The organism is Bradyrhizobium sp. ma5 (assembly GCF_042258955.1).
Classification (GTDB): Bacteria; Pseudomonadota; Alphaproteobacteria; order Rhizobiales; family Xanthobacteraceae; genus Bradyrhizobium.
On the sequence record NZ_CP170156.1, the window covers coordinates 6,900,865 to 6,922,581 of the forward strand.

19 protein-coding genes are annotated in these 21,717 nt (G+C 65.6%); 5 read left to right on the forward strand and 14 right to left on the reverse strand.

The genetic code is table 11. The features are described 5' to 3' along the window. Nucleotides 1–150 precede the first annotated feature (150 nt). Nucleotides 151–1,041: an acetamidase/formamidase family protein gene (locus ACE103_RS32510; protein WP_375776374.1), complete on the forward strand. Its 891-nt coding sequence runs from the start codon at nucleotides 151–153 to the stop codon at nucleotides 1,039–1,041. Nucleotides 1,042–1,099: 58 nt separating this feature from the next. Here ACE103_RS32510 and ACE103_RS32515 read toward each other — a convergent pair whose 3' ends face one another. Further along, nucleotides 1,100–2,071 (reverse strand): TRAP transporter substrate-binding protein, encoded by a 972-nt coding sequence (locus ACE103_RS32515; RefSeq protein ID WP_375776375.1) that lies wholly within the window; start codon nucleotides 2,069–2,071, stop codon nucleotides 1,100–1,102. Here ACE103_RS32515 and ACE103_RS32520 point away from each other — a divergent pair. After that, a complete protein-coding gene (locus ACE103_RS32520; protein ID WP_263010095.1) occupies nucleotides 2,070–2,198 on the forward strand; it encodes a hypothetical protein in 129 nt (42 codons plus the stop codon). The genes ACE103_RS32515 and ACE103_RS32520 overlap by 2 nt on opposite strands. Nucleotides 2,199–2,275: 77 nt before the next feature. On the opposite strand, the gene ACE103_RS32525 is transcribed toward ACE103_RS32520, so the two are convergent. The 10 genes from ACE103_RS32525 to ACE103_RS32570 form a co-directional block, all read right to left on the reverse strand. Next, on the reverse strand, nucleotides 2,276–3,784 hold the full coding sequence (locus ACE103_RS32525; protein ID WP_375776376.1) for a glycerol-3-phosphate dehydrogenase: 1,509 nt from the start codon (nucleotides 3,782–3,784) through the stop codon (nucleotides 2,276–2,278). After that, the gene (locus ACE103_RS32530) at nucleotides 3,781–4,509 is read right to left on the reverse strand and encodes a class II aldolase/adducin family protein (RefSeq protein ID WP_375776377.1); all 729 of its coding nucleotides are present in this window, start codon (nucleotides 4,507–4,509) and stop codon (nucleotides 3,781–3,783) included. Before ACE103_RS32530 ends, ACE103_RS32525 begins: the two co-directional genes overlap by 4 nt. 35 nt (nucleotides 4,510–4,544) lie before the next feature. Continuing rightward, nucleotides 4,545–5,585: a 2-hydroxyacid dehydrogenase gene (locus tag ACE103_RS32535; RefSeq protein WP_375776378.1), complete on the reverse strand. Its 1,041-nt coding sequence runs from the start codon at nucleotides 5,583–5,585 to the stop codon at nucleotides 4,545–4,547. Next, the gene (locus ACE103_RS32540; protein ID WP_375776379.1) at nucleotides 5,578–7,158 is read right to left on the reverse strand and encodes an FGGY-family carbohydrate kinase; all 1,581 of its coding nucleotides are present in this window, start codon (nucleotides 7,156–7,158) and stop codon (nucleotides 5,578–5,580) included. Before ACE103_RS32540 ends, ACE103_RS32535 begins: the two co-directional genes overlap by 8 nt. Nucleotides 7,159–7,160: 2 nt before the next feature. Next, the gene (locus ACE103_RS32545; protein WP_375776380.1) at nucleotides 7,161–8,276 is read right to left on the reverse strand and encodes an ABC transporter ATP-binding protein; all 1,116 of its coding nucleotides are present in this window, start codon (nucleotides 8,274–8,276) and stop codon (nucleotides 7,161–7,163) included. Between the two features lie 12 nt (nucleotides 8,277–8,288). Continuing rightward, nucleotides 8,289–9,392, reverse strand: coding sequence for an ABC transporter ATP-binding protein (locus tag ACE103_RS32550; protein WP_375776381.1), 1,104 nt, complete (start codon nucleotides 9,390–9,392; stop codon nucleotides 8,289–8,291). 4 nt (nucleotides 9,393–9,396) lie between these two features. Beyond that, nucleotides 9,397–10,254, reverse strand: coding sequence for a carbohydrate ABC transporter permease (locus ACE103_RS32555; protein WP_223976814.1), 858 nt, complete (start codon nucleotides 10,252–10,254; stop codon nucleotides 9,397–9,399). Nucleotides 10,255–10,268: 14 nt separating this feature from the next. Continuing rightward, nucleotides 10,269–11,198, reverse strand: coding sequence for a carbohydrate ABC transporter permease (locus ACE103_RS32560; RefSeq protein WP_375781231.1), 930 nt, complete (start codon nucleotides 11,196–11,198; stop codon nucleotides 10,269–10,271). 117 nt (nucleotides 11,199–11,315) lie between these two features. Then, complete coding sequence (locus tag ACE103_RS32565) at nucleotides 11,316–12,755, reverse strand: extracellular solute-binding protein (RefSeq protein ID WP_375776382.1); 1,440 nt, start codon at nucleotides 12,753–12,755, stop codon at nucleotides 11,316–11,318. A gap of 28 nt (nucleotides 12,756–12,783) precedes the next feature. Next, entirely contained in the window at nucleotides 12,784–13,800 is a 1,017-nt protein-coding gene (locus tag ACE103_RS32570) for a sugar-binding transcriptional regulator (protein ID WP_097677051.1), read from the reverse strand. 134 nt (nucleotides 13,801–13,934) lie between these two features. Here ACE103_RS32570 and ACE103_RS32575 point away from each other — a divergent pair, with 134 nt between their 5' ends. Genes ACE103_RS32575 through ACE103_RS32585 form a run of 3 tightly spaced genes read left to right on the forward strand, consistent with a single transcriptional unit; the run spans nucleotide 13,935 to nucleotide 17,119 of the window. Beyond that, entirely contained in the window at nucleotides 13,935–15,215 is a 1,281-nt protein-coding gene (locus tag ACE103_RS32575) for an FGGY-family carbohydrate kinase (protein ID WP_375776383.1), read from the forward strand. Then, nucleotides 15,212–16,081, forward strand: coding sequence for a TIGR01459 family HAD-type hydrolase (locus ACE103_RS32580; RefSeq protein WP_375776384.1), 870 nt, complete (start codon nucleotides 15,212–15,214; stop codon nucleotides 16,079–16,081). Before ACE103_RS32575 ends, ACE103_RS32580 begins: the two co-directional genes overlap by 4 nt. 9 nt (nucleotides 16,082–16,090) lie before the next feature. Further along, nucleotides 16,091–17,119 carry a class II aldolase/adducin family protein gene (locus tag ACE103_RS32585; RefSeq protein WP_375776385.1) on the forward strand — a complete coding sequence of 343 codons (1,029 nt, stop codon included), beginning with the start codon at nucleotides 16,091–16,093 and terminating at the stop codon, nucleotides 17,117–17,119. Between the two features lie 18 nt (nucleotides 17,120–17,137). Here ACE103_RS32585 and ilvA read toward each other — a convergent pair whose 3' ends face one another. From ilvA to ACE103_RS32600, 3 genes are all read right to left on the reverse strand, one after another. After that, complete coding sequence (gene ilvA, locus ACE103_RS32590; RefSeq protein ID WP_375776386.1) at nucleotides 17,138–18,685, reverse strand: threonine ammonia-lyase, biosynthetic; 1,548 nt, start codon at nucleotides 18,683–18,685, stop codon at nucleotides 17,138–17,140. A 390-nt stretch (nucleotides 18,686–19,075) separates the two neighbouring features. Then, nucleotides 19,076–20,200: a M24 family metallopeptidase gene (locus ACE103_RS32595; protein ID WP_375781232.1), complete on the reverse strand. Its 1,125-nt coding sequence runs from the start codon at nucleotides 20,198–20,200 to the stop codon at nucleotides 19,076–19,078. A gap of 83 nt (nucleotides 20,201–20,283) precedes the next feature. Next, nucleotides 20,284–21,702, reverse strand: a complete 1,419-nt coding sequence (locus tag ACE103_RS32600; RefSeq protein ID WP_375776387.1) for an MFS transporter — start codon at nucleotides 21,700–21,702, stop codon at nucleotides 20,284–20,286. Nucleotides 21,703–21,717 lie beyond the last annotated feature (15 nt).

Here is a 21,717-nt window from a genome sequence, read left to right on the forward strand (position 1 = left end):
GCCGCCGCAGTGCTGACCTGGTCAGCACCGGATGCGGGCTCGAAATGACGGCATAAGGACCATAAGCCGATAGATAGGATGTCCTGCCCTGCATCACGGCCTTTGGCACAGATCATGCTTATGAACCAGCGTCGCTTTCGAGAGCGTCGCATGAACCGCGCTGCTTCGATGGAGATCACCCGGTTGAAGCGACCGCGTGGCGCGGCAGCGGGCGCAGAGGCGTCAACAAGAACCAATAAGAAAGGATGGACCGTGGAGCACTATCTTACCTCGACACCTGATCATCTTCATTGGGGACTGTGGGATGGCCGACACAGCCCCGTCATCAGAATTGCGTCTGGTGATCGGGTGACGATCGAGACTCTATCGGCCGAGCCGGACGAAGCACTCGATCTCGCGAGCGATCTCGCTGGACCGCTTGGTCGCAGCGACATCCCCGCTTCCCACGGAACAGCGCCGCAGTTGCTGACCGGGCCGATCCATGTCGAGGGGGCCGAACCGGGTGACGTGCTCGAGGTTCGTGTCCTCGATGTCCGCCTGCGATCGGACTGGGGTTGGAACATGAGGGCCCCGACGAGTGCCGCGCCGGAAGCGTCATTGGACTTCTGCTGCCGGCATGTCCCGCTCGATCGCACGCGCAATATCGCGCGCTTGCCCTGGGGACGGGAGCTGAGGTTATCGCCGTGTTTCGGCAATTTTGGTGTCGCGCCGCCGGCGAACTGGGACCCCCGCGAGCCGAACGAAGCGAATGATTTCAGCGGGCGCATCGACGACAGGGATCTCGGCGTCGGATGCACCGCCTATTTCCCGATTTTCGTCGCAGGCGCACTGTTCTCGGCGGGCCATGGCCATGCGTTGCTCGACGATGGAGCTGCACAGCTCTCCGCCATCGAAACGGCGCTCGCCGGCACGCTCGAGTTTCATATTCGCCGCAATCTGCGTCTTGCGACCCCGCAGGTCGAGATCACATCCGCGTCGGTGAGCCCATCGATCGTCAATGCGCTGACACCGCAAGGCCGCAGCCGCCGCAGCACGAACTAATGCTGCACGCCGCGCACAGCGCCTTGGCTCATCGCCGCCCGTGCCATGGCACCACCGTTTACTGCTGCTGCAACGCCCGATCAACGATGGCCACAGCTTCCGGAGGTGCCTTGGCCTTCCACATTGCGATGGGCGCCGATGCAGCTTGCTTGAGCGCGGCGAGAACAGGAGCCGGCGCCGGCTCCGTGATCTGAACCCCGTTGGCCCGCATGCGTGCGTAATTCTCGGCCGTGCGATTGGCCAGGAGCTGGAACTGGCTTTGTTCCGTCTCGGCAGCCACCTGCATCACCTGCCGTTGAACCGATTCCGGGAGCGCTTCAAACGCATCGGTCCTCACAAGGGCAATCGAGATCGGGATCGCGTAGTTGATCGCCGTGAAATGGGTGAGATCCTCCCAGAGCTTTCGGCCGGCACCGCCGTCGCCCGACGTCAGGATGGCATTCAACAGACGGCTTTTTACCCTGCCGATTGCCTCGTTGAACGGAAGGTACTCCGCCGTTGCACCGACCGCACGCATCACCTCGGCCGAATTGTAGTCATACGTCCGCGCGGCAATGGATCGCAGGTCCGCGGGCGTCGAGATCGGCTGGGCACTCCAGAGACCGGTGGACGGCCAAATGGTGATGTACAGGAGCTTGAGGCCATGCGCGGCCAACGCCTTCTCATAGAGTGGCCGCGCCCGCTCGTTGATGGACCGCGCCGCCTCGATGGACTGGACAACAAACGGCAGCGACGGCAGGCCAAACACCGGATCGGACGCTTCGAGCGGCCCGGCAAAGGCGTCGCCACCGGCAATCCGCCCCTCTTGGGCCGCACGCAACATTCCGCCGGAGCTGATCTTCAACTCGTTATCGAATGCATTGCGGACCGTAACATATCCGTTCGTCTGCGCGGACATGAGCTCCGCGAATTTTGCCAGACCGACACCGGAGATATTGCTTCGAGGATATTCCGTCGCCATTTGCCACGTCACTTGAGCGGACGCAGGTACGCTGAAGATGACCGTCGACGCGATAAGAAGCGCCGCCATGACAGAGCGCACGCCTGCCCAGTTGGTCGACGAAGGCAAAGCAGAATCCGAATTGAGCACCGGAATGTCCCGCGAGCACGGTTTGACTTCGATCAGTCTTGCCTATGCGGTCGGTGCCGTCAAATGACCCAGCTATCTGCGGCTCGTCGCGCGCTCGTTCCGTTCAATCGGTGCCGGCTTTCTCGCCACTCTGCACATGCCGTCCTAGATAAAACTCTCGAAGGCGAGCCGCTCGGCCGGCGTCAAATGCAGGCCATGCTTGGTGCGCCGATCCAGGTAGTCGGCGGACCTCATGGCCCACTCCTTGTCGCGCAGATACACCGCTTCGCATTCATAGAAGTCGCCGCCGAAATGCCGGCCCAGATCGACCGAGCTGCGGGCCGAACCCAGCAGCTCGCGCGCACGCGTCCCGTAGAGGCGCGCATAGTGATGGATGAGCCGTTGCGGCAGGTCGGGATAGTCGCGCGCCAGCCCATGCGAGAAATCATTGAAGCTGCCGCCGATATCGCCGCCCGGCAGCGGCCGATCCGCGGTCCAGGCCGACGACAGTTTTGGAAACCACGGCGCGAGGCGCTGCATCGCCTGCTCCGCCAGCCGGCGGTAGGTCGTGATCTTGCCGCCGAAGATCGAGAGCAGCGGCGGCGCGCCCTCGGCGCCATGAACCTCGAACACATAGTCGCGCGTCACCGCCGATGGATTATCGGCGTTGTCGTCGTAGAGCGGCCGAACGCCGGAGAAAGCGTGCACGATCTCGCCCCGCTGCGGCGGCGTCCGGTAATAGCGGCGCAGCACCTGCAACAGATAATCGGTCTCGTCCTCGCCGATCGCGACGTCCTCGGCGCGGCCGTGATAGGGAATGTCGGTGGTGCCGATCAGCGCGAGATCGTTTTCATAGGGGTTGACGAAAATCACCCGGCGGTCGGTGTTCTGCAGCAGATAGGCCTGCGGCCCGTTCCAGAATTTCGGCACCACGATATGGCTGCCTTTGACCAGCCGCACGCTCTGGGCCGAGTTCAGCCCCGCCACGCCCTGGATGACATCCTGAACCCATGGCCCGGCGGCGTTGACTAGCGCGCGCGACCGCACGATTTGCGCGGTGCCGTCGTCACCCTGCATCTCAAGCAACCAGACCTCGCCGTCGCGGCGCGCGCGCACCGCCCGCGTGCGCGGCAGGATGCGCGCACCGTTCTGCGCAGCATCGATCAGATTGAGGATCACCAGGCGGGCGTCATCAACCCAGCAATCCGAATATTCGAAGCCTTGGCGGAATTGCTGCTGCAGCGGCGCGCCCTCAGGGGCCCGCGACAGATCCAGGCTGCGGCTCGCCGGCAGCTGCTTGCGGCCGCCGAGATGGTCGTAGAGCAACAGCCCGGTGCGGACCAGCCAGGCCGGCCGCTGCTCCGGCGAATGCGGCAGCACGAAGCGCATCGGCCAGATGATATGGGGCGCGGACGCCAGCAGCACCTCGCGCTCGATCAGCGCCTCGCGCACCAGGCGAAACTCGTAATATTCGAGATAGCGCAGGCCGCCATGGATCAGCTTCCCCGAACGCGACGAGGTGCCCTCGGCGAAATCGTCCTTCTCGCAGAGCAGCACCTTCAAGCCGCGGCCGGCGGCGTCGCGGGCGATGCCGGCGCCGTTGATGCCGCCACCGATGACAGCGATATCGACCAGCCCGTGATCCCTGCCTGCGACCGGCGCAGTGCCCGTCATCGCTTGCTGCTACGCCGTTTCTCGGCGCGGCGCGGCGCCGCCTTTGCCGTGGCGCGGGCCTTGCTCGGCTTTGGCGCCTGCAACCCGTAGGTGGAGAACCCCTTCGCGGTGTCGGCGATCTCCTCGTCGCTCAGGATGATCCGCGAGTCGAGCGCAAGCGAGAGGTAGTATTGCCGCGCGATGGTCTCGAGCTCGACCGCAAGCCACATCGCCTTGTCGAGATTGGCGCCGAGCGCAATCATGCCGTGATTGGCGAGCAGGCAGCCGTTGCGGCCTTCCAGCGCGGCGATCGCATGATCAGACAATTCCTTGGTGCCGTAGCGCGCGTAGCCGGCGCAGCGAATGTCGGTGCCGCCGAACGCTGCCATCATATAGTGGCATGCCGGGATCGGCTTGCGCGCGATCGCGAGCACGGTCGCATAGGTCGAGTGGGTATGGACGATGGCGCCGACATCGGGCCGGGCGCGCGTGATGTCGAGATGGAAGCGCCATTCGGTGGACGGCTGCAACGGCCCCTCCCACGTCCCGTAGTCGCCTTCGAGCGGCATCGACGCGATCATCTCCGGTTTCATCGAATCATACGGGGTCGCCGAGGGCGTGATCAGCATCCGGTCCTTGTAGCGGGCGGAGATGTTGCCTGATGTCCCCTGGTTGAGACCCGACGCATTCATCCATCGGCACTTGGCAATGATCGCCTCGCGCAATTGTCGTTCCTCACGGGTCATACGGACTGCCTTTCTCTTCAGCACGAATTGCTTCTTCAGCACGGATTGCGTGGCGGTTCGCCGGCCAGGTAGCGGCGAACCTCTTCGGCCGCCTGCTCGGCGGCCACTGTGACTGTACGCACGGAGGCGCCGGCGATATGCGGCGTCAGCGTGACGTTGGGAAGTCGCAAGAGCGGCCAGTCCGCCGGGACCGGCTCCACTGCGAAAGTGTCGAGCATGGCGCCGCCGAGATGTCCCGATGCCAGCGCATCATGCAGCGCCCCATAATCGACCAGCGGGCCGCGCGCGGTGTTGATCAGGAACGCGCCCTGCTTGATTTGCGCCAGCGCGTCGCGCCCGATGAAGCGGGTGGTCTCGGGCGTGACCCGCGCGTGCAGCGTGACGACGTCGGCGCGGCCGAGCAGTTCGCCGAGCGCGACATGCTCAACGCCGTCATTGCGGTCCTGGGCGCTGAGCTGGACATAGGGATCGGCGACCAGGATCTTGCAGCCGAAGGCTTTCAGCAGCTTCACCACGCGGCTGCCGATCGCGCCGTAGCCGACAATGCCGACCGTCATCTCGCCGAGCTCGCGCCCGGTGCGGTCGGCACGATAGAGATCGCCGCGCCATTCCCCGCCGCGCAGTGCCTCATGGCCGCTGCGGATCAGGCGCGTCTCGGCCAGAATAGCGCCGATGGTGAACTCCGCCACCGCGCTGGCGTTGCGGCCGGGCGTATTGACCACCAGCACATTGTGATCGCGCGCCGCCTGCATGTCGATGTTGACCGGACCGCCGCGCGACACCGCGACGAACTTCAGCTTCGGCAGCCGCTCCAGCATCGACCGCGAGATCGGCGCGAGGTGCGTGACCAGCAGCTCAGCATCACCGACAAAGCCGATGATCTCGTCAGGCTGCCCCATGAATTCCTTCAGGCCGTCGAGTTTCGAGCCCGCGTAACCGTGCTCCATCGGCTCGTCCGGCCAGGGCTGCTCCAGAGTGCGGATCTCGACGCCATTGCCGCATGCTGCCCGGATATGCTCGGCGAACACCGAGGGTAACATGAAGCGGTCGCCGACGATCGCGATGGACTTAGACATGGTCGCCTCCGGCGCGCAGCGCGGCGAGTTGCTTCCAGACCGGCCGCGACGCCAGCCTCGCATCGAGATAGGTCGGGAAGATGCTGGCGTAGCGCTTCGCGAGCGCGGCGTCAGGCGATTGCGGCGCGCTCAGATGCGGCGCAACCCACTGCTCCGCGCAGGCGCGCATGTCGGGATAGGCATCGATGGTGACGGCCGCGATCATCGCCACGCCCGCGGCGCCGGCCTCGCCGCGGCTACAGATCCGGACGTCGCAATCCAGTGCGGCGCCGAGGATGGCGCCAAGCGCGCGGCTCTTTGCCGCGCCGCCCGTGATCCTGACATCGCGCGGCAGCGCCCCCATCGCGGCGTAGCAATCCCGTGCGGCGAAGGCCAAGCCCTCCATCACGCCGCGCATCAAATCTCCGTAGCGGTGGCGCGAGCGCAGGCCGAAGAATTGCGCGCTGGCCTCATGCGAGACAAACGGACCGCGCTCGCCGGCATCGGAGATGAACGGATGGAACAGCACCTCGCCCGGCCTGGCCCGCAGCACCTGATCATCAAGCCGGCGGATCAGCTCGGCGCGCGTGCGCGTCACGCCTTCCGCCGCCAGCAAGTCGCATGCAAGATCGAGCATCCAGTCGATGTTCAGCGTCGCCGCCATGTTGGACTGCATCTGGGCATAGTGACCCGGCACCGGGAACGGCATGGTGTAGCCGGTTGCCTCCCGATTCAGCGTCACCGCATCTGCGCTCGACACTAGCCGCATATGCATGCCGGTCGAGCCGATGATGGTGCAGCCGACATCAGGTGACGGATCGTAGAGCCCGGCGCCGAGCGCATTGCAGATCACGTCGACATAGCCGAGGCAGACCGGGATGCCTTCCGGCAGGCCGATCTCGATCGCTGCGGCAGCCGTGAGCGGATGCGTCATCACCGCCCCGTCAACGACCGGCGGGAACAGGCGCGTCAGATCGGCGATGCCGATCAACCGCGCGGTCTCCGCATCGAAGCCTCGCTTGCGGAAATCGCCGCAGGAGAAGGTGGCCTCCGACGGATCGGTTGCCCGCTCGCCGGTGAGCAGGAAGTAGAGCCAGTCCTTGCAATGGAAGGCTGTTGTCGCGCTGGCGATCGCCTCAGGCCGATGCGCCTGCAGCCACGCCAGTTGCGGCCCCTGCTGACAGGCGTTGAGCCCGGAGCCGGTGCGGCGGTAGAGCGGCGTGTTGCGCTCGCTGGCGCGAATCTCCTCGACCAGCCGGCCGGCGCGCGAGTCGAGCCACAGCAGCGCCGGCGCCACTGGCCGGCCGTCGTCATCGATCAGCCAGGTGCCGTCGCCTTGCCCGGTCACCGCAATCACCGCGATCCGTGCGGACAAGTCAGGCACCGACTTTGCCAACACACGAATGACCGCGACCGTATCGGTCCAGGTCCGCGCCATGTCCTGCTCGACATGTCCGCCGGTCAGGCTGTTGTACGCATTCGGCTGCGAGACATCGGCAAGTTGCTCGCCGGCGAGTGTAAACGCCACCGCCTTGATCAGCGAGGTGCCGGCGTCGATGCCGATGATGACGTCGCGGCTAGCGGAAGCGGTCATCGTCAGGACACCTCCGCATGGCGGATGCAGGATCCGTCGCGGCCGAAGATGTGCAGGTGACGCGGCTCCAACGCGAACGGGACACTATCGCCCGGCCGCGCGGCGACCCGCCCCGGCATCACCGCGATCAGCATGCGGCCGCCGCAATCGCCGGCGACATGCGACTGATCGCCGAGCCACTGGTTGGAGACGACCTTGACCCTGACGTCGCCGGTCCCGACCGCGATCTTTTGCGGACGAATGCCGATCCGCACCTGCGGCGTGCCGGCGAGCGCCTTCGCCGCCTCGCCGTCGAGCCCGGCGCCATCGATTTCGAAACGCATATCCGTTCCGACCGACAGGCGGTAACCGCCATCCGATCGCGCGACGTCCGCATCGAGCAGGTTCATCGGCGGCTCGCCGATGAAGCTCGCCACGAACAGATTGGCGGGCCGGCCCTTCAATTCCTTTTCGCTGGCGAACTGCTGCAGCACGCCGCCTTCCATCACCGCGATACGGTCGGCCAGCGCGCTGGCTTCGGTCTGGTCGTGGGTGACGAAGATCGCGGTCATGCCGCGCACGGCGAGCAGGCTCTTGATCCGGCCGCGCAGCACCGCGCGCAGCTGCGGTTCGAGCTGGCCCATCGGCTCATCGAGCAGATAGAGATCGGCATCGCGCACCAGCGCCCGCGCCAGAGACACGCGTTGCTGCTGGCCGCCGGAGATCGCGCGCGGATAGCTGTCGAGGATATCCTCGATCTCGACCAAACGGGCAATCTCGTCGACACGACGCGTCACTTCGTTGCGCGATAGCTGGGTGGATTTCAGCGCGAACGCGATGTTCTCGCGCACCGTGAGCGGTGGATAGAGCGAATAGCCCTCGAAAGCCATCGCGACCTTGCGCCGCGCCGGCGGCAGTTCGTGAATTCGACGCCCGCCGAGCGCAATCGATCCGGCCGAGACGTCCTCGAACCCCGCGATCATGCGCAAGGTCGAGGTCTTGCCGCAACCCGACGATCCCAACAGCGCGACGATCTCGCCCTTCTCGACCGCCATGTCGAGCGCGCGCACAGCATGCACCGGCGGCTTGCCGCGGCTGCGGTAGACCTTGTCGATGCCTCGAAGCTCGAGCATGTCCATGACCATCCGCTCCTATGCCGCCTTGAGCCGGTGCGACGGCCCGATCCGAAGCCCGGTCGCGCGATCGAACAGCATCGCCGCATCGGGCGCGAAGCGGACGAAAACGGTGTCGTCGGCCGCACCTTGCGGTGCATCCGGCGGCAGCGCCGCCAGCCATTCGGTTCCGTCGGCAAGACGGAGCAGCAACACCGCCTTCTCGTGCATCGGCGTGATCGCGAGAATGCGCGCCGGGATGGCGTCGTCCGTCGATGCGGACGCGACCGCGAGATCCTCCGGCCGGACGCCAAGCCAGCATGCACCGGCGGGCGCGGCGCCATCGGCCGCGCCGAGCCGCATCCTGGCGCCGGCGACCATGGCCGACAGCATGCCGTGCTCCGCGACCGGCGAAACCTCGGCGAGGTTGATGGTCGGATCGCCGAACAGTCGCGCGACCGCGACCGATGCGGGCTGGGCATAGATATCGGCTGGTGTCGCGACCTGCGCGAGCCGGCCATCGATCAAGACCGCAATCCGGTCGGCGATCGCCATCGCCTCGCGATAGTCCTGGGTCACGTAGAGCACCGCGGCAGTGCCGCGCCTCAGCAGGTTCGGCAGTTCGAGCCGCATCTCATAGCGCAGCTTGGCGTCGACGTTGCGCAAGGGATCATCCAGCAGCAGCACATCCGGATTGCCGATCAGCGCCCGCGCCAACGCGGTCCGCTGTTTCTGTCCATTCGACAATTCGCGCGGCGTGTGGCCGAGCACGTGCTCGATCTTGAGCAGCTTGCTGATCGAGGCAACCCGGCCCGCGACATCGCTTCCGCCAGCCCGAGCGCGCAGGCCGCTCGCAATGTTGTCGCGGGCGGTCATGTGCGGGAACAAGGCGAAATTCTGGAACGCCATGCCGATCCCGCGCCGCTCGGGCGGAGCGCCGACGACCGAGCGGCCGCCGACCAGGATGTCGCCGTCGTCGGGCTCGAACATGCCCGCGATCATGCGCAGCAACACGGTCTTGCCGCTGCCGGACGGCCCGAACACCGCCACGATCTCGCCGGGCTCGACAGCCAGCGACAGCCCATCCGCGGGCCGCGCTGCACCAAATGCCTTGCTCACCGAATTGATCTCGAGACGTGCCATCCGGTCAGCCTTTCACCGCGCCGAGCGAGAGACCCTCGACCAGATAGCGCTGCGCGTAGAGCGCGAGCAACAGCGTCGGCGTCACCGACAGCACGATCGCCGCCGCGATCTGGCCGTACTGGATTCCCGACGCGGTGACGAAGGCCAGCGCGCCGACCGTCACCGGCTGCTTGTCGGCGGAGGCCAGGATCAGGGCAAAGACGAAATTGTTCCAGCAGAAGATGAACGACAGCAGCCCCGCCGCGGCGATCCCTGGTCCCGCCAGCGGCACCGCGATCCGGGTGAAAGCCTCGCGCCAGGAATGCCCGGCCAGCCGGTAGGCGTGCTCGATATCCGGGCTGATATCCTCGAAATAGCCGCGCACGATCCACAGGATCAAGGGCAGCGCGATCAGCTGATAGACCCAGACGATGCCGAAGTAGGTGTCGTTGAGGCCGAGCTCCTGGTAGTACAGCGACAGCGGCAACAGCACGAGCAGCGGCGGCGCGAAGCGGAACGAGAGCAGCGTGAATGCGATGGTCTCGCCGAGGCGGAACTTGAAGCGCGCAAAGGCATAGGCGGCCGGCACCCCGAGCAACAGCGCCAGCAGCACCGCCGCGCTCGACAGCACGACGCTGTTGAACAGGTTGCGCATGAAGGAGATCTGCAGATTACCGGCCGCGGTGCGCAGCTGGCCGGAGATCAGCGCCTCGTAATTCGCAAGCGTCGGCTCGAACAGGATCCGCGGCGGAATCCGCAATATCTGATCGTTGCTCTGGAACGACATCAGGAAGATCCAAACGATCGGAAACATGAAGAAGATCAGGATCAGCGAGAGCGCCACGCCGCGGAAGATGCGACCGGCAAGGCTTGAATGTTCCATCGCGCCCCTCCCCCTCACGCGTGGCCGTGCGCACGCGCGCGCAGCCGCAGCCAGTTCTTGATGAAGATGTTGGACAGGATGTTGGTGATCAGCCAGAGGATCATCAACAGCGCCGCCGACCGGCCGACATTGGTGTACTGGAAGAACTCCAGATAGGCCTGCACCTGGAACACCATCAGCCGGTCGCCCGGCCCGCCCTGCGTCATCGCATAGATGATGTCGAACTGCTGGATCGAATCGAGCAGGCGGAACAGCGACGCCGTGATGATATAGGGCGCAAGCATCGGCAGTGTGATCCGGAAAAACACGAAGCTTGCCGGCACGCCATCGAGCGCCGCGGCCTCGAACGGCTGCCGCGGCAACGAGCGCAGGCCGGCCAGCAGCAGGATCATGATGAAGGGCGTGTAGACCCAGACGTCGACCAGCACGACCGTGAACAGCGCACTCGACGGGTCGGAGGCCCATTTGAAGTCGGTGACGCCGAACAGGCTGACCAGATAGGACAGGATGCCGAAGCTCGGATTGGTCATCAGCTTCCACATCAGCGCGGCAATCGCCGGCGCTGTCATCAGCGGCAGCAGCAGCATGATCGACACCGCATTGTGGAAGCGGCTCGGCCGGCGCAGCAGCAGCGCGATGCCGAGCCCAAGCAGAAGCTCGACCACGACCGTCACCGCGGTGTAGGTGATCGAGATCCGGAGCGTATTCCAGAATGCCGGATCGGACAGGAAGTCGATGTAGTTGCCGAGGCCGATGAAGCCGCGCAGGTAAGGCAGGTTCAGCCGGTAGCGCTGCAGCGAATAGACCGCGGCAGTCACGAACGGAACCAGGATCGCCACGCAGACCAGCAACGCCGGCAGGCTGAGCAGATAGGGCAAGAGGCGCACGCGCGGCCTTGGCTTGGCCGGCGCCGCCTGGGCGTTCGTCTGGAGAAGTTGGACCATGCTCATGATGATAAGAGATCGCGTTCGGCTGGCAAACGCCGCCGGCTCGGATGGGACAAGGCTCCGAGCCGGCGGATGGGTGCGGTGCGGGGGATCAAGCACCGCACAGTTGATCCATCAGCCGAGACCAGCTTGCTTGAGCTGGCGGTTGATGCTGTCGGCGAGCTTGTCGAGCCCCTCGTCGACGCTGACCTCCTTCGCGACCATCTTCTGCAGCGAGGCGGCCCATTCCGTCGTGAGATCGAAGAACAGCGGCTGCGCCGTGAAGTAGATCTTGGCGCCGGGCGACGACATGTCGTGCTGCTCGAGATAGCCGGGATAGGATTTCGCGATGCGATCGCGGAACTCGCTGTCCTTCCACACCGAGGTGCGCACCGGATTGACGAAGTCCATCTTGCGCGCACCGAACAGATCGTGCTCGACCGAAGCCGCCCACTGCATGAACAGCCATGCGGCGTCCTTCTGCTTGGAGAAGGTCGACATCGCGAGCGACCAGATCCAGACGTTCGGGGTCGGCGCCTTGGCGGCCGGGTTGGCGGCAAACGGCGCGTAGCCGAGATTCCCCTTCTCTTTGTTGTCGCCGCCATTCATGAAGTAGCCGAGGATGTCGGCGTCGAAGATCATGCCGGAGGCGCCGGCGCCGAGATCGGTGCCGACCTGGTACCAGGTGTAGGTCGACCAGTTCTTCGGGCCCGAGGTCTGGATCATCTTGACCCATTTGTCGTGGAAGTCCTTCGAGGCCTTGGTGTTCATCGCGGCCTTCAGCTTGCCGCCCTCCATCACAAAATCTTTCTGGCCGAAGTTCGAATAGGCCGACAGGAAGCCGGGATGAATGGTCGCCCAGGAGCGCGAGCCGCGCACGCCGACGCCGTAGGGGCCGCCGGCGTCCTTGGTGATCTTGGCCGCGACGTCCAGCATCTCGTCGAGGTTCTTCGGCGGCTTGACGCCGACCTTGTCGAAGACGTTGCGGTTGTAGGTGATGTTGTTGAGCTCATAGCCCCAGGGGATGCACCACTGCTTGGCCTTGCCCGAGCCGAGCTCGGAGCCGGCGACGCCGTCCCACGCCGTGGAGGCGCGCAAGCCCGGCAGCACGTCGTCCCAGGCGAAGGCCGGATTGGTCTTGGCGGGATCCTTGATGTAGGTGTTGAGGTCCTCGATCCAGCCCGCCGGACCATAGGTCCAGGTCATGTAGGCGCCGGTCATGAAGGCGTCGTACTGGTCCGACTTCGACGACAGCGCTGCCGTCACCTTGTCGAAATAAACGTCCTCCGGGAAGATGTCGTAGGTGACGTTCATGCCGGTCAGGGTCTTGAACGCCTCGATGTCGCCGATCATGGCGTCGACGTAAGGGTGCTTGTTGAGCAGCAGCTTGACGCTCTTGCCGCTCTGGGCCTTCCAGTTGAAATCCGCGGCCATCGCCTTCGACATCGAGGAGGCGAAGGCGGCGTTGGCGGCGATGCCCGCGATGCCGAGCTTGGCGGCGCCGTCGAGGAGATCGCGGCGGCTGATGCGTTTGGCAGCGTAGGAGTCGAACAGATTCTTCTCGCGATCGAACATGTATTTCCTCTCCTTGTTGACGCTTGTTTTATGTGTCCTTCCGGGTCTTGCTTCTTGGCTTGCCGGATGTGGTCTCCGGCTTGTCTGTTGCGAGCGCCTTTGCGGTCACCTCGTCGATGATGAGGCCGTGCAGCACGCCGCTGCGCAGCACGCCGCGCAGCGCGGTCACCTTGGCCGGCCCGCCGGCGATGGCGACGATCCGGTGCTTCCTGAGATCGGCCATGCTCATGGAGGTGGCGCGAGCCGACAGATCGGTGTCCAGCACTGCTCCGTCGGCGCTGAAGAAATGCCCGAGCAGATCGGCGCAGGCGCCGACGCGCTTCAGCTCGGCGACCTCGTCGGGCTTGATCATGCCGCTCGACACCAGGAAGCCGTCGCGGCTGACTTGTCCGATGCCGACGAACAGCAGCGAGGCCTTGCGCGCCAGCGCGAACACGTCGGCGATGCCGAACTGCTGCATCAACACGGCGCGGTCGGCGACCGAATTGGCGAACACCGGCACCGGCAGCAGATAGGCTTCCGCGCCGGTGCGCTCGGCGAGACGATGAATCACGTCGAACGGATTGGCGGCGAATTTCCGCGTCAGCCCGCCGAGCAGCGAGACGAATTGCGCGTCGCGCGCCGGGGTCTGCGGCATCTGCTCGACCACGGCGGCGAGCGTGCGGCCATGGCCGACGCCGATCACCTTGTCATCGCCGCGCTCGAGGGTCTGGCGCAGGAAGCTCGCGCCTTCCAGCGCCAGCGCCTTCAGCGGCAGGTCGCTCTCGCCGAGATCGGGCGCGACACGGCAGAACGAAAGGCCAAAGCGCTGCGTGAGGTCATTCTCCAGCGCGACGCATTCGGCGACCGGCCCCTCGACGAAAACACGGATCATGCCCTCGCGGCTGGCGCGCGCGATCAGGCGATGCGCCTTGGTGCTCTGGATGTTGAGGCGGTCTGCGACCTCCGACTGGGTCAGCCCCGCCGCGAAATACAGCCACGCCGCGCGGGTCGCGAGCGACGCCTCGCCGTCGATGATCGGCAGCCTGTCAGGCGGTGTGGCCATGTCCGGAAAAGTCCGCTTGCAAAATTCTTCACGCCCTGCAAAAAATTGCAGAGGCCGAACGGGGCGTCAATCCCCCAAACGTGCTGCAGCGCAACCAATGTCGAAGCGCGCGCACCAGAGAACGGTGAAGTCGGATGGGAGGTTTGTATCTCGGCATCGATGTCGGAACCGGCGGCGTCCGCGCCTGTGCGATCGATCCGCAGGCCGGCATTCGCGGCTTCGCTTCAGTTGCGCTGCCCGCACCGCGCGTCGACGGCAACGCCATCGACCAGACACCGGAGCTCTGGTGGCAAGCGGCAGTCGCTGCAATCGGCAAGCTCGGCGAGACCGTCGGTCTCGGCGACATCACGCGCATCGTCGTCGACGGCACTTCGGGCACGCTGCTGCTGGTCGACGCGGCCGGCCGCCCCTGTTCGCCGGGGCTGATGTACAATGATGCGCGCGCCACCCATGAGGCCGCGCGCGTAGCTGCAATCGCACCGATCGAGAGCGGCGCGCATGGCGCGAGCAGCGCACTCGCCAAGCTGCTCTATCTGCTAGATCACGGCTATATCGGCGATGCGCGCCACGCCGTTCACCAGGCGGACTGGATCGCGGGCCGGCTCGCGAACCATCACGGCATCAGCGACGAGAACAACGCGCTGAAGCTCGGTTACGACCCGGTCGCACGCGCCTGGCCGCGCTGGCTTGATCAACTCGGCGTGCGCGACGATCTGCTTCCCGAGGTGCTGGAGCCGGGAACGCCATTCGCCGAGCTGGATCCGCAGGTCGCGCGGTCGCTAGGACTGCCGCCCACAGCGCAGGTCGCAGCCGGCACCACCGATGGCGTTGCTGCCTTCATCGCGACGCGGGCCGACCAGCCGGGCGATGCCGTCACCTCGCTCGGCACCACGCTGGTGGTGAAGCAGCTCGCGACCCAGCCGATCTTCGCAGCCGACCAGGGCGTCTATTCGCACCGGCTCGGCGCGCGCTGGCTCGCCGGCGGCGCCTCGAACTCCGGCGGCGCCGCGCTTCTGGTGCACTTCACCGCCGACGAGATGGAGCGCCTGACGCCGCAGGTGACGCCGGAGGCGCCGACCGGGCTCGACTATTATCCGCTTCCGAAACCCGGCGAACGCTTCCCGATCGCCGATCCACAGCTGGCCGCGCGGATCACGCCGCGCCCGGCGGAAGATTGCCGCTTCTTCCAGGGCCTGCTCGAAGGCATCGCCTCAGTCGAAGCCCTCGCCTACCGGCAGCTGGCGCGGCTCGGCGCACCACGCTTGCGGCGCGTCATCGGGATCGGCGGCGGCGCCAAGAACGATGCATGGACCAGGATCAGGCACCGCGTGCTCGGCGTTCCGGTCTCGGTCGCCGAACAGACCGAAGCGAGCTACGGCGCAGCATTGCTCGCGCTGAACGGAGGTCCGCCATGAAGGCCGATGCGACCGCGATCGCCGGCCTTCACGGCATCGTCGACCGCTTCGATCACGTGCTGCTCGACCAATGGGGTACGTTGCACGAGGGGCTGGCGGTGTTCCCTGCGGCGCTGGATTGCGTGGCCAGACTGCGCGAGGCCGGCAAGCGCATCCTGATCCTCTCCAATTCCGGCAAGCGCGCGAGCAGCAACCAGCGGCGGCTCGCCGCGCTCGGCCTCCCGCCGGAGGCCTATGACGGCGTGCTGTCCTCGGGCGAGGTGACCTGGCGCGGGCTGCATGCGCGCGAGCAGGCCCCCTTCTCAGATCTCGGACGCGCCTGCTTACTGATCTCGCGCGACGGCGACCGCTCGATCGTCGATGGCGCCGATCTCACGATGGCTTCGACCGTGTATGAGGCTGATTTCATCCTGCTCGGCGGGCTCGACGATGATACGGCGGAGCCCGAGCGCTGGCGTGCGCTGCTGACGGCCGCCGCAGCGCGGCAACTGCCGATGCTGTGCGCCAATCCGGACCTGGTCATGTTCGGCGCCGCCGGGCTGATCCCCGCGCCGGGCGCGCTCGCCGCATTCTATCAATCGCTCGGCGGCACGGTGCTGTTCGTGGGCAAGCCGTATCCGCCGATGTTCGCCGCCGCGCGTGATCAATTGGGACATCCGCCGCTGGAACGGATCCTCGTCATCGGCGATTCCCTCGATCACGATATCGCCGGTGGACGCGCCGCCGGCATGCTGACCTTGCTGATCGGCTCCGGCGCGCACCGCGCGACGCTGTCGCAAGCGAGCGATCTGCCGCAGGCGATTAAGACCGCGGCCGGCGCAGCAACGCGGATGCCGCACTGGACGATGGACCATCTGACCTGGTGAGAACAGCCGATGCGACCGCCTCAAACGCTGAACGAACTGCGCCGCATGTCGGCACGCGTCGGCAGCAATATCCTGCTGGTGCAAGGCGCCGGCGGCAATTCGTCGGTCAAGGATGGCGACGTGCTGTGGGTGAAGGCGTCAGGCACCTGGCTGGCGGACGCAGAGGAGAAGGACATCTTCGTGCCGGTCGCCTTGTCGGCCGCGCGCACAGCACTGACGCAGGGCGACGAACGCGTGCCGCTTGCGCCGAATGCCGGAACGACGCTGCGCGCCTCGATCGAGACCTCGCTGCATGCTCTGATGCCGCACCGGATCGTGCTGCATGTCCATTCCGTCAACACCATTGCATGGGCAGTGCGAACCGACGCCCGCACCGAATTTGCCCGGCGAATGGACGGACTGGCCTGGCGCTACCTCACCTATCACCACCCGGGGCTGCCGCTCGCACGCGCGGTCAGCGCGGCGATCGCAGAGGATGCGGTCGACGTCCTGATCCTCGGCAATCACGGCCTGGTGGTCGGTGCTTACACCTGCGACGCGGCGGAGGCTTTGGTTGCCGAAATCGAGCAACGCCTCGCGCTGGAGCCGCGTCACGCGCCGGCTGCCGATCACGGCGCGCTCCGCAAGATCTGCGCAGGCACGAACTATCGCCTGCCCCTAGATCCGCGCGCCCACGACACCGCCACCGACCGCTACAGCCGCGCGATCGCGACCAGCGGCTCGCTTTATCCCGATCACGTCGTCTTCCTTGGCCCGGGCCTGCCGGTGCTGGAGCATCGCGAGAAGCTGAGCACCATGATCGCGCAAAGCACCGCGAGCGGGCTGCCGCCGCCGGTTGCGCTTCTCGTCCCTGATATCGGCAGCCTCATCCGCGAGGATGCGAGCGACGGCGCGGAAGCCATGCTGAGCTGCCTCGCATTGGTCGCCAGCCGATTGCCTTTGACCGCACGCGTCAACTTTCTGACGGCAGAGAATGAGCACGCGTTGCTGAACTGGGACGCCGAGCGATATCGTCAACAGCTGACTGCCGACCGCTGATGCGAAACGCCCGCCGCTTCATCCCTTCTCGGCGGACAGGAACAGCCGATAGGCCGGATTCTCGCTCTCGTTCCAATAGGGATAGCCGAGTGCATCGAGCGCCTGAACGAACCGCGCGCGCTCCTGCGGCTTGACCTCGATGCCCGCCAGGATGCGTCCGTAGTCGGCGCCGTGATTGCGGTAGTGGAACAGCGAAATGTTCCAGTCGGGCGCCAGGCTCTCGAGGAATTTCAGCAACGCGCCGGGTCGCTCCGGAAACTCGAAGCGGTAGATCACCTCGTCCTTGAGAAGCGGCGCGCGACCACCCACCATGTAGCGGACATGGTCCTTGGCCATCTCGTTCTCGCTCAGATCCAGGATCGGATAGCCCTCGCGCCGCAGCAGTTCCATGACTTCGCGCTTCTCGGCCTCGCCGCGGCTCAGGGCAATACCGACGAACAGCTGCGCCGGCGCGGTCGTCTCGGCGAAGCGGTAGTTGAATTCCGTGATGGCCCGCGAGCCGAGGATGCGGATGAAGTGGCGATAGCTGCCCGGCTTCTCCGGTACGGTCACCGCTAGCAGCGCCTCCCGGTGTTCGCCAACCTCGGCGCGATCGGCAATGGTGCGCAGCCGGTCGAAGTTCAGATTGGCGCCGCTGTTGACGGCAATCAGGCTGCCGTCGCTCAGCGCGCCGCGCTCGGCGTAGGCCTTGAGGCCGGCGAGCGCCAATGCCCCGGAGGGCTCGGCAACCGATCGCAAATCGTCGAAGATGTCCTTGATGGCCGCGCACATGGCGTCGGTGTCCACGGTGACGACCTCGTCGAGCAAGTCGCGGCAGAGCCGGAACGTCTCCGTTCCAACCTTGCGGACGGCGACGCCGTCGGCGAACAGCCCGACCTGATCCAGCGCGACGACGTTGCCCTTGGCGAGCGCGGCCGCCATCGAAGCCGCGTCGGCCGGCTCTACGCCGACGACCTTGATCGAGGGATTGAGGAACTTCACGAAGGCGGCGACGCCGGCCGCAAGCCCTCCTCCGCCGATCGGCACGAAGATCGCCTCGATCGGATCGGGATGCTGCCGCAGGATTTCCATCCCAACGGTCCCTTGGCCGGCAATCACGTCCGGATCGTCGAACGGATGCACGAATGTCAGGCCGCGCGCGACCTCGATCTCCCTGGCTTTGGTTTGCGCGTCGTCGAACGTGTCGCCATGCAGCACGACGTCGCCGCCCAGACGCCGGACGGCTTCGACCTTGATGGCGGGGGTCGTCCGCGGCATCACGATCGTCGCGGGAATGCCGAGCTTGCGCGCCGACAGCGCCACGCCCTGCGCGTGATTGCCCGCCGACGCGCAGATGACGCCCTGTCTTCGCTGCGCGTCCGGCAGCCTGACGATCTTGTTGTAGGCGCCGCGAAGCTTGAACGAGAAGATCGGCTGAAAATCCTCCCGCTTCAGCAGGACGGCGCGCGACAGGCGCTCCGAGAGCCGCGGCATCGGATCGAGCGGCGTCTCGACCGCCACGTCGTAGACACGGGCGGTCAGGATGCTTTGGGCGTAGTCGCGGAGCGCGTTGGCGGCAGCGGTCATCGGGTCGCTTCTGTCGATGGGGAGGCAATCCATATCGGTTGCACCTGCCCATCATCGGCGCCGCCCTGGCGAGCAGACGGCACGGAGCCGCCGCTACATCCAGGGTCGAAGCATCGCATGGCCGGAGGCTCGCGTGAAGCAAAGACCGCCGGATCAATCGCCTGGCCGAGCGCATATGAAGTCGTCCGGGCCGTCACAGGGGGCGCTGCCAAAATATCGAAAACAACCCCATGCAAAGTAGCCAGCGGCGGCCGGCGTCGACCGCACCACTTGACACGTCGGGCAACTCAGGAATATATTTCTAATATTCCGAAATTAACCGACGAGCGCCTCCAGCACCGCAGTTGAATCGGTGACCCAGCCAAAAAAGCCGCCTTGGCGGTGACCGCTTCACGCCATGAGACGCGACGAATTCCATCCCCTGCCATGGTCACCGGGCGCTTCCCAGCCCACCTCGGAGACGAGCAGCGTGTCCTCCAGCTTGATGTAGCCGCGCGCCGGATGCAGCAGCGCGGTCTCGATCGAGATCACCATCCCGCGTTCGAGCGGCCGGTCGGCATCATACGGCGCGTAAGGCACCGGGCCGCTCGCGGTGAGGCGCGGCGCTTCGTGGCTGACAAGCCCGATGCCGTGTGCGGTGAAGTCGAGTACGGCGCGATGCGGCGAGGCTTTGACGGCTGCCTCGCCCGCCGCAATGATGTCGCCGCCCATGGCGCCCGGCCGGATCGCGCGTCGGGCCACCTGCTGAATCTCCTCGACTCCTTGCAGCAACTCGCGGAGCTCGTTGTCGGGCTCACCTAGAAGTCCCATGCGGCTGAGGTCGCCGATATAGCCCCGGTAGTTTCCGCCGGAATCGATCGAGATCACGTCGCCCTCCGCAAGAAGCTGGTTCGACGGCGCGCGGTTATGGCTCTTGCCCGCGGCAATCAGGCAATACTCGAAGACAAGATCGCGTTCCTGCTCCTCACGGCGCAGACGAGCGACGACATCGTTCTTGGTCATGCCCGGTGCACAACATTTGAACGTCGCCATCATCGCATCGACGACCCGTTCCGAAGCCTCCCTGATGAGATCCAGTTCGACCGGAGACTTGACGGCACGAAGCCGTTCCAGCGTGAAATGGGCCTCGCGGACCTCGACGTCGCCAAGCCCGGCAAGCAGATGATCCCTGGCGTCGGCCGGCAGAAAGCCTGCCTCGATGCCGACGCGCCTGGCGGCGCCCCCGAGCTTTTTCACATGATCAATCGCGAGGCCGATCGCATCGAGCGTTCCCCACGCGCCCGCTTTGACTGAAGGCGCCGATATCCGTCCGAGCTCATGCTCGAACTTTTCCATGCGGTTGCCGATATAGGCGGAATTTTCAGGATGCCCCTTCTGATAGACGAACACCGGCAGATAGCGGCTGGTGCCGATCGCCTCCATGACGTCGAAGAAGAAGAAGCGATATCCACCGAGCAGGTACTGCACGCTGTGACGCGAGGTGACGACCAGGATGTCGAGCCCCGCCTGATCCATCAACCGGTCGAGTTTTGCAGTATCGAACGGCGCCGTTGTTGCGACCACGTCGGCGCATTGTCCATGGTAAAACCTTCCGTCTTTCACTGTCCCGCTGCCGCTTTTGCGGCCAGCGGCGTCGGTGCGGCGCTCGAGCCCGCGTTTTCACCAAACAGAGCCACCGGACGCCCGTGCGGCTCAACGCCGAGGAACGTAAAGGCAAGGCCGATCAGGAGGCCCGCGCCGGCAAGAAAGAAAAACGCCGGCATCACCGCCGCTGCGGTCGCGCTGGGATGCACGACATTATCCGCGCCGGCGATCAATGCGAGACATAGGGGACCTACGATCTTGCCGACCCCGTTCGAGAGCTGGGCAAGGCCGACCGCGCGTCCCGAAAGCTGGACCGGAAAGATCTCGGCGGGATAGGGCCCGATGTTCGAAAATCCACCGTCGAAGAACACGGCGCCGATGATCAGGAAGACCAGAAACAACGGGACCGAGCCGGCAAAGTCGGCGTGAAAATAGGCCGCCAGCGCCAGCGATACCGCGGTGCCATAGCCCATCAACTGGCCGCACGGCTTGCGGCCGATCCGATTGGCGAGAAAGGCAAAGCCGGTTCGGCCAACGACGCCGGCGAGGCTGACATAGATGAACATCTTCGCCGCATCCTGGGGCGCGACGCCAAGCAGTAGCGCCACAATCGTCGGTCCCCACAGGAAGACGCCGTAATTCGCTGTGCTGGCGCCGAACCAGACCAGGACCGTCAACCAGAAGCGCCGCTGTTCTGCAAAGAGATCGGCGAATGTCGCCGGGTTCGCTGGCGGCAGCGTGGGCAGGACAAATGACTCGCCGCCGACCCGGTAGAGCTTTCGGATGGCCGCCTGCGCCTCGCGCACGCGGCCCTTGCTGATCAGCCAGCGTGGCGATTCCGGCATGATGATCATGGTCAGAACCGCGAGGATGATCGGCAGAAAGCCGACCGCCGCCAGGCCGCGCCAGCCGACCAGCGGCAACAGGAAGCTCGCCGTCACCGAAGCCGACAGTACGCCGAAGGCGACTGGAACGACGACGAGGCTCGTGACCAGCGTGCGGTGACGGGTCGGTGCGAACTCAACGATGGCAGGAACCGCCGCCGCCGCACCCGCGGCAAGGCCGAAGCCGACGAAAAAGCGCAGGATCGCAAATGCAACCCAGCCGTCTTCCGGAATGAACGCGATCGCGCCGGAAGTCAGGCCGCACAGCAGAACGCCGGCAACCGCCAACGGCTTGCGCCCGAAGCGATCGGCGAGGACCCCCGCGGCGAATGCTCCCAGCATCGCCCCGATGCCGGCGCTCATGAGCATGATCGAGGTCTGCCCGAACGTCAGGTGCCATTTCGGCGCCAACACCGAGACCAGAAACCCGACCACGAAGAAATCGAAGAAATCGACTACGCCGGAGATGGCGAAGATGATGATCGATAGCCAATAGCGCGTCGTCACCGGCGCTTCATCGAACGGCACAGCGCTCGTTTGCTCAGCCATGGTCTCCCCCCGTTG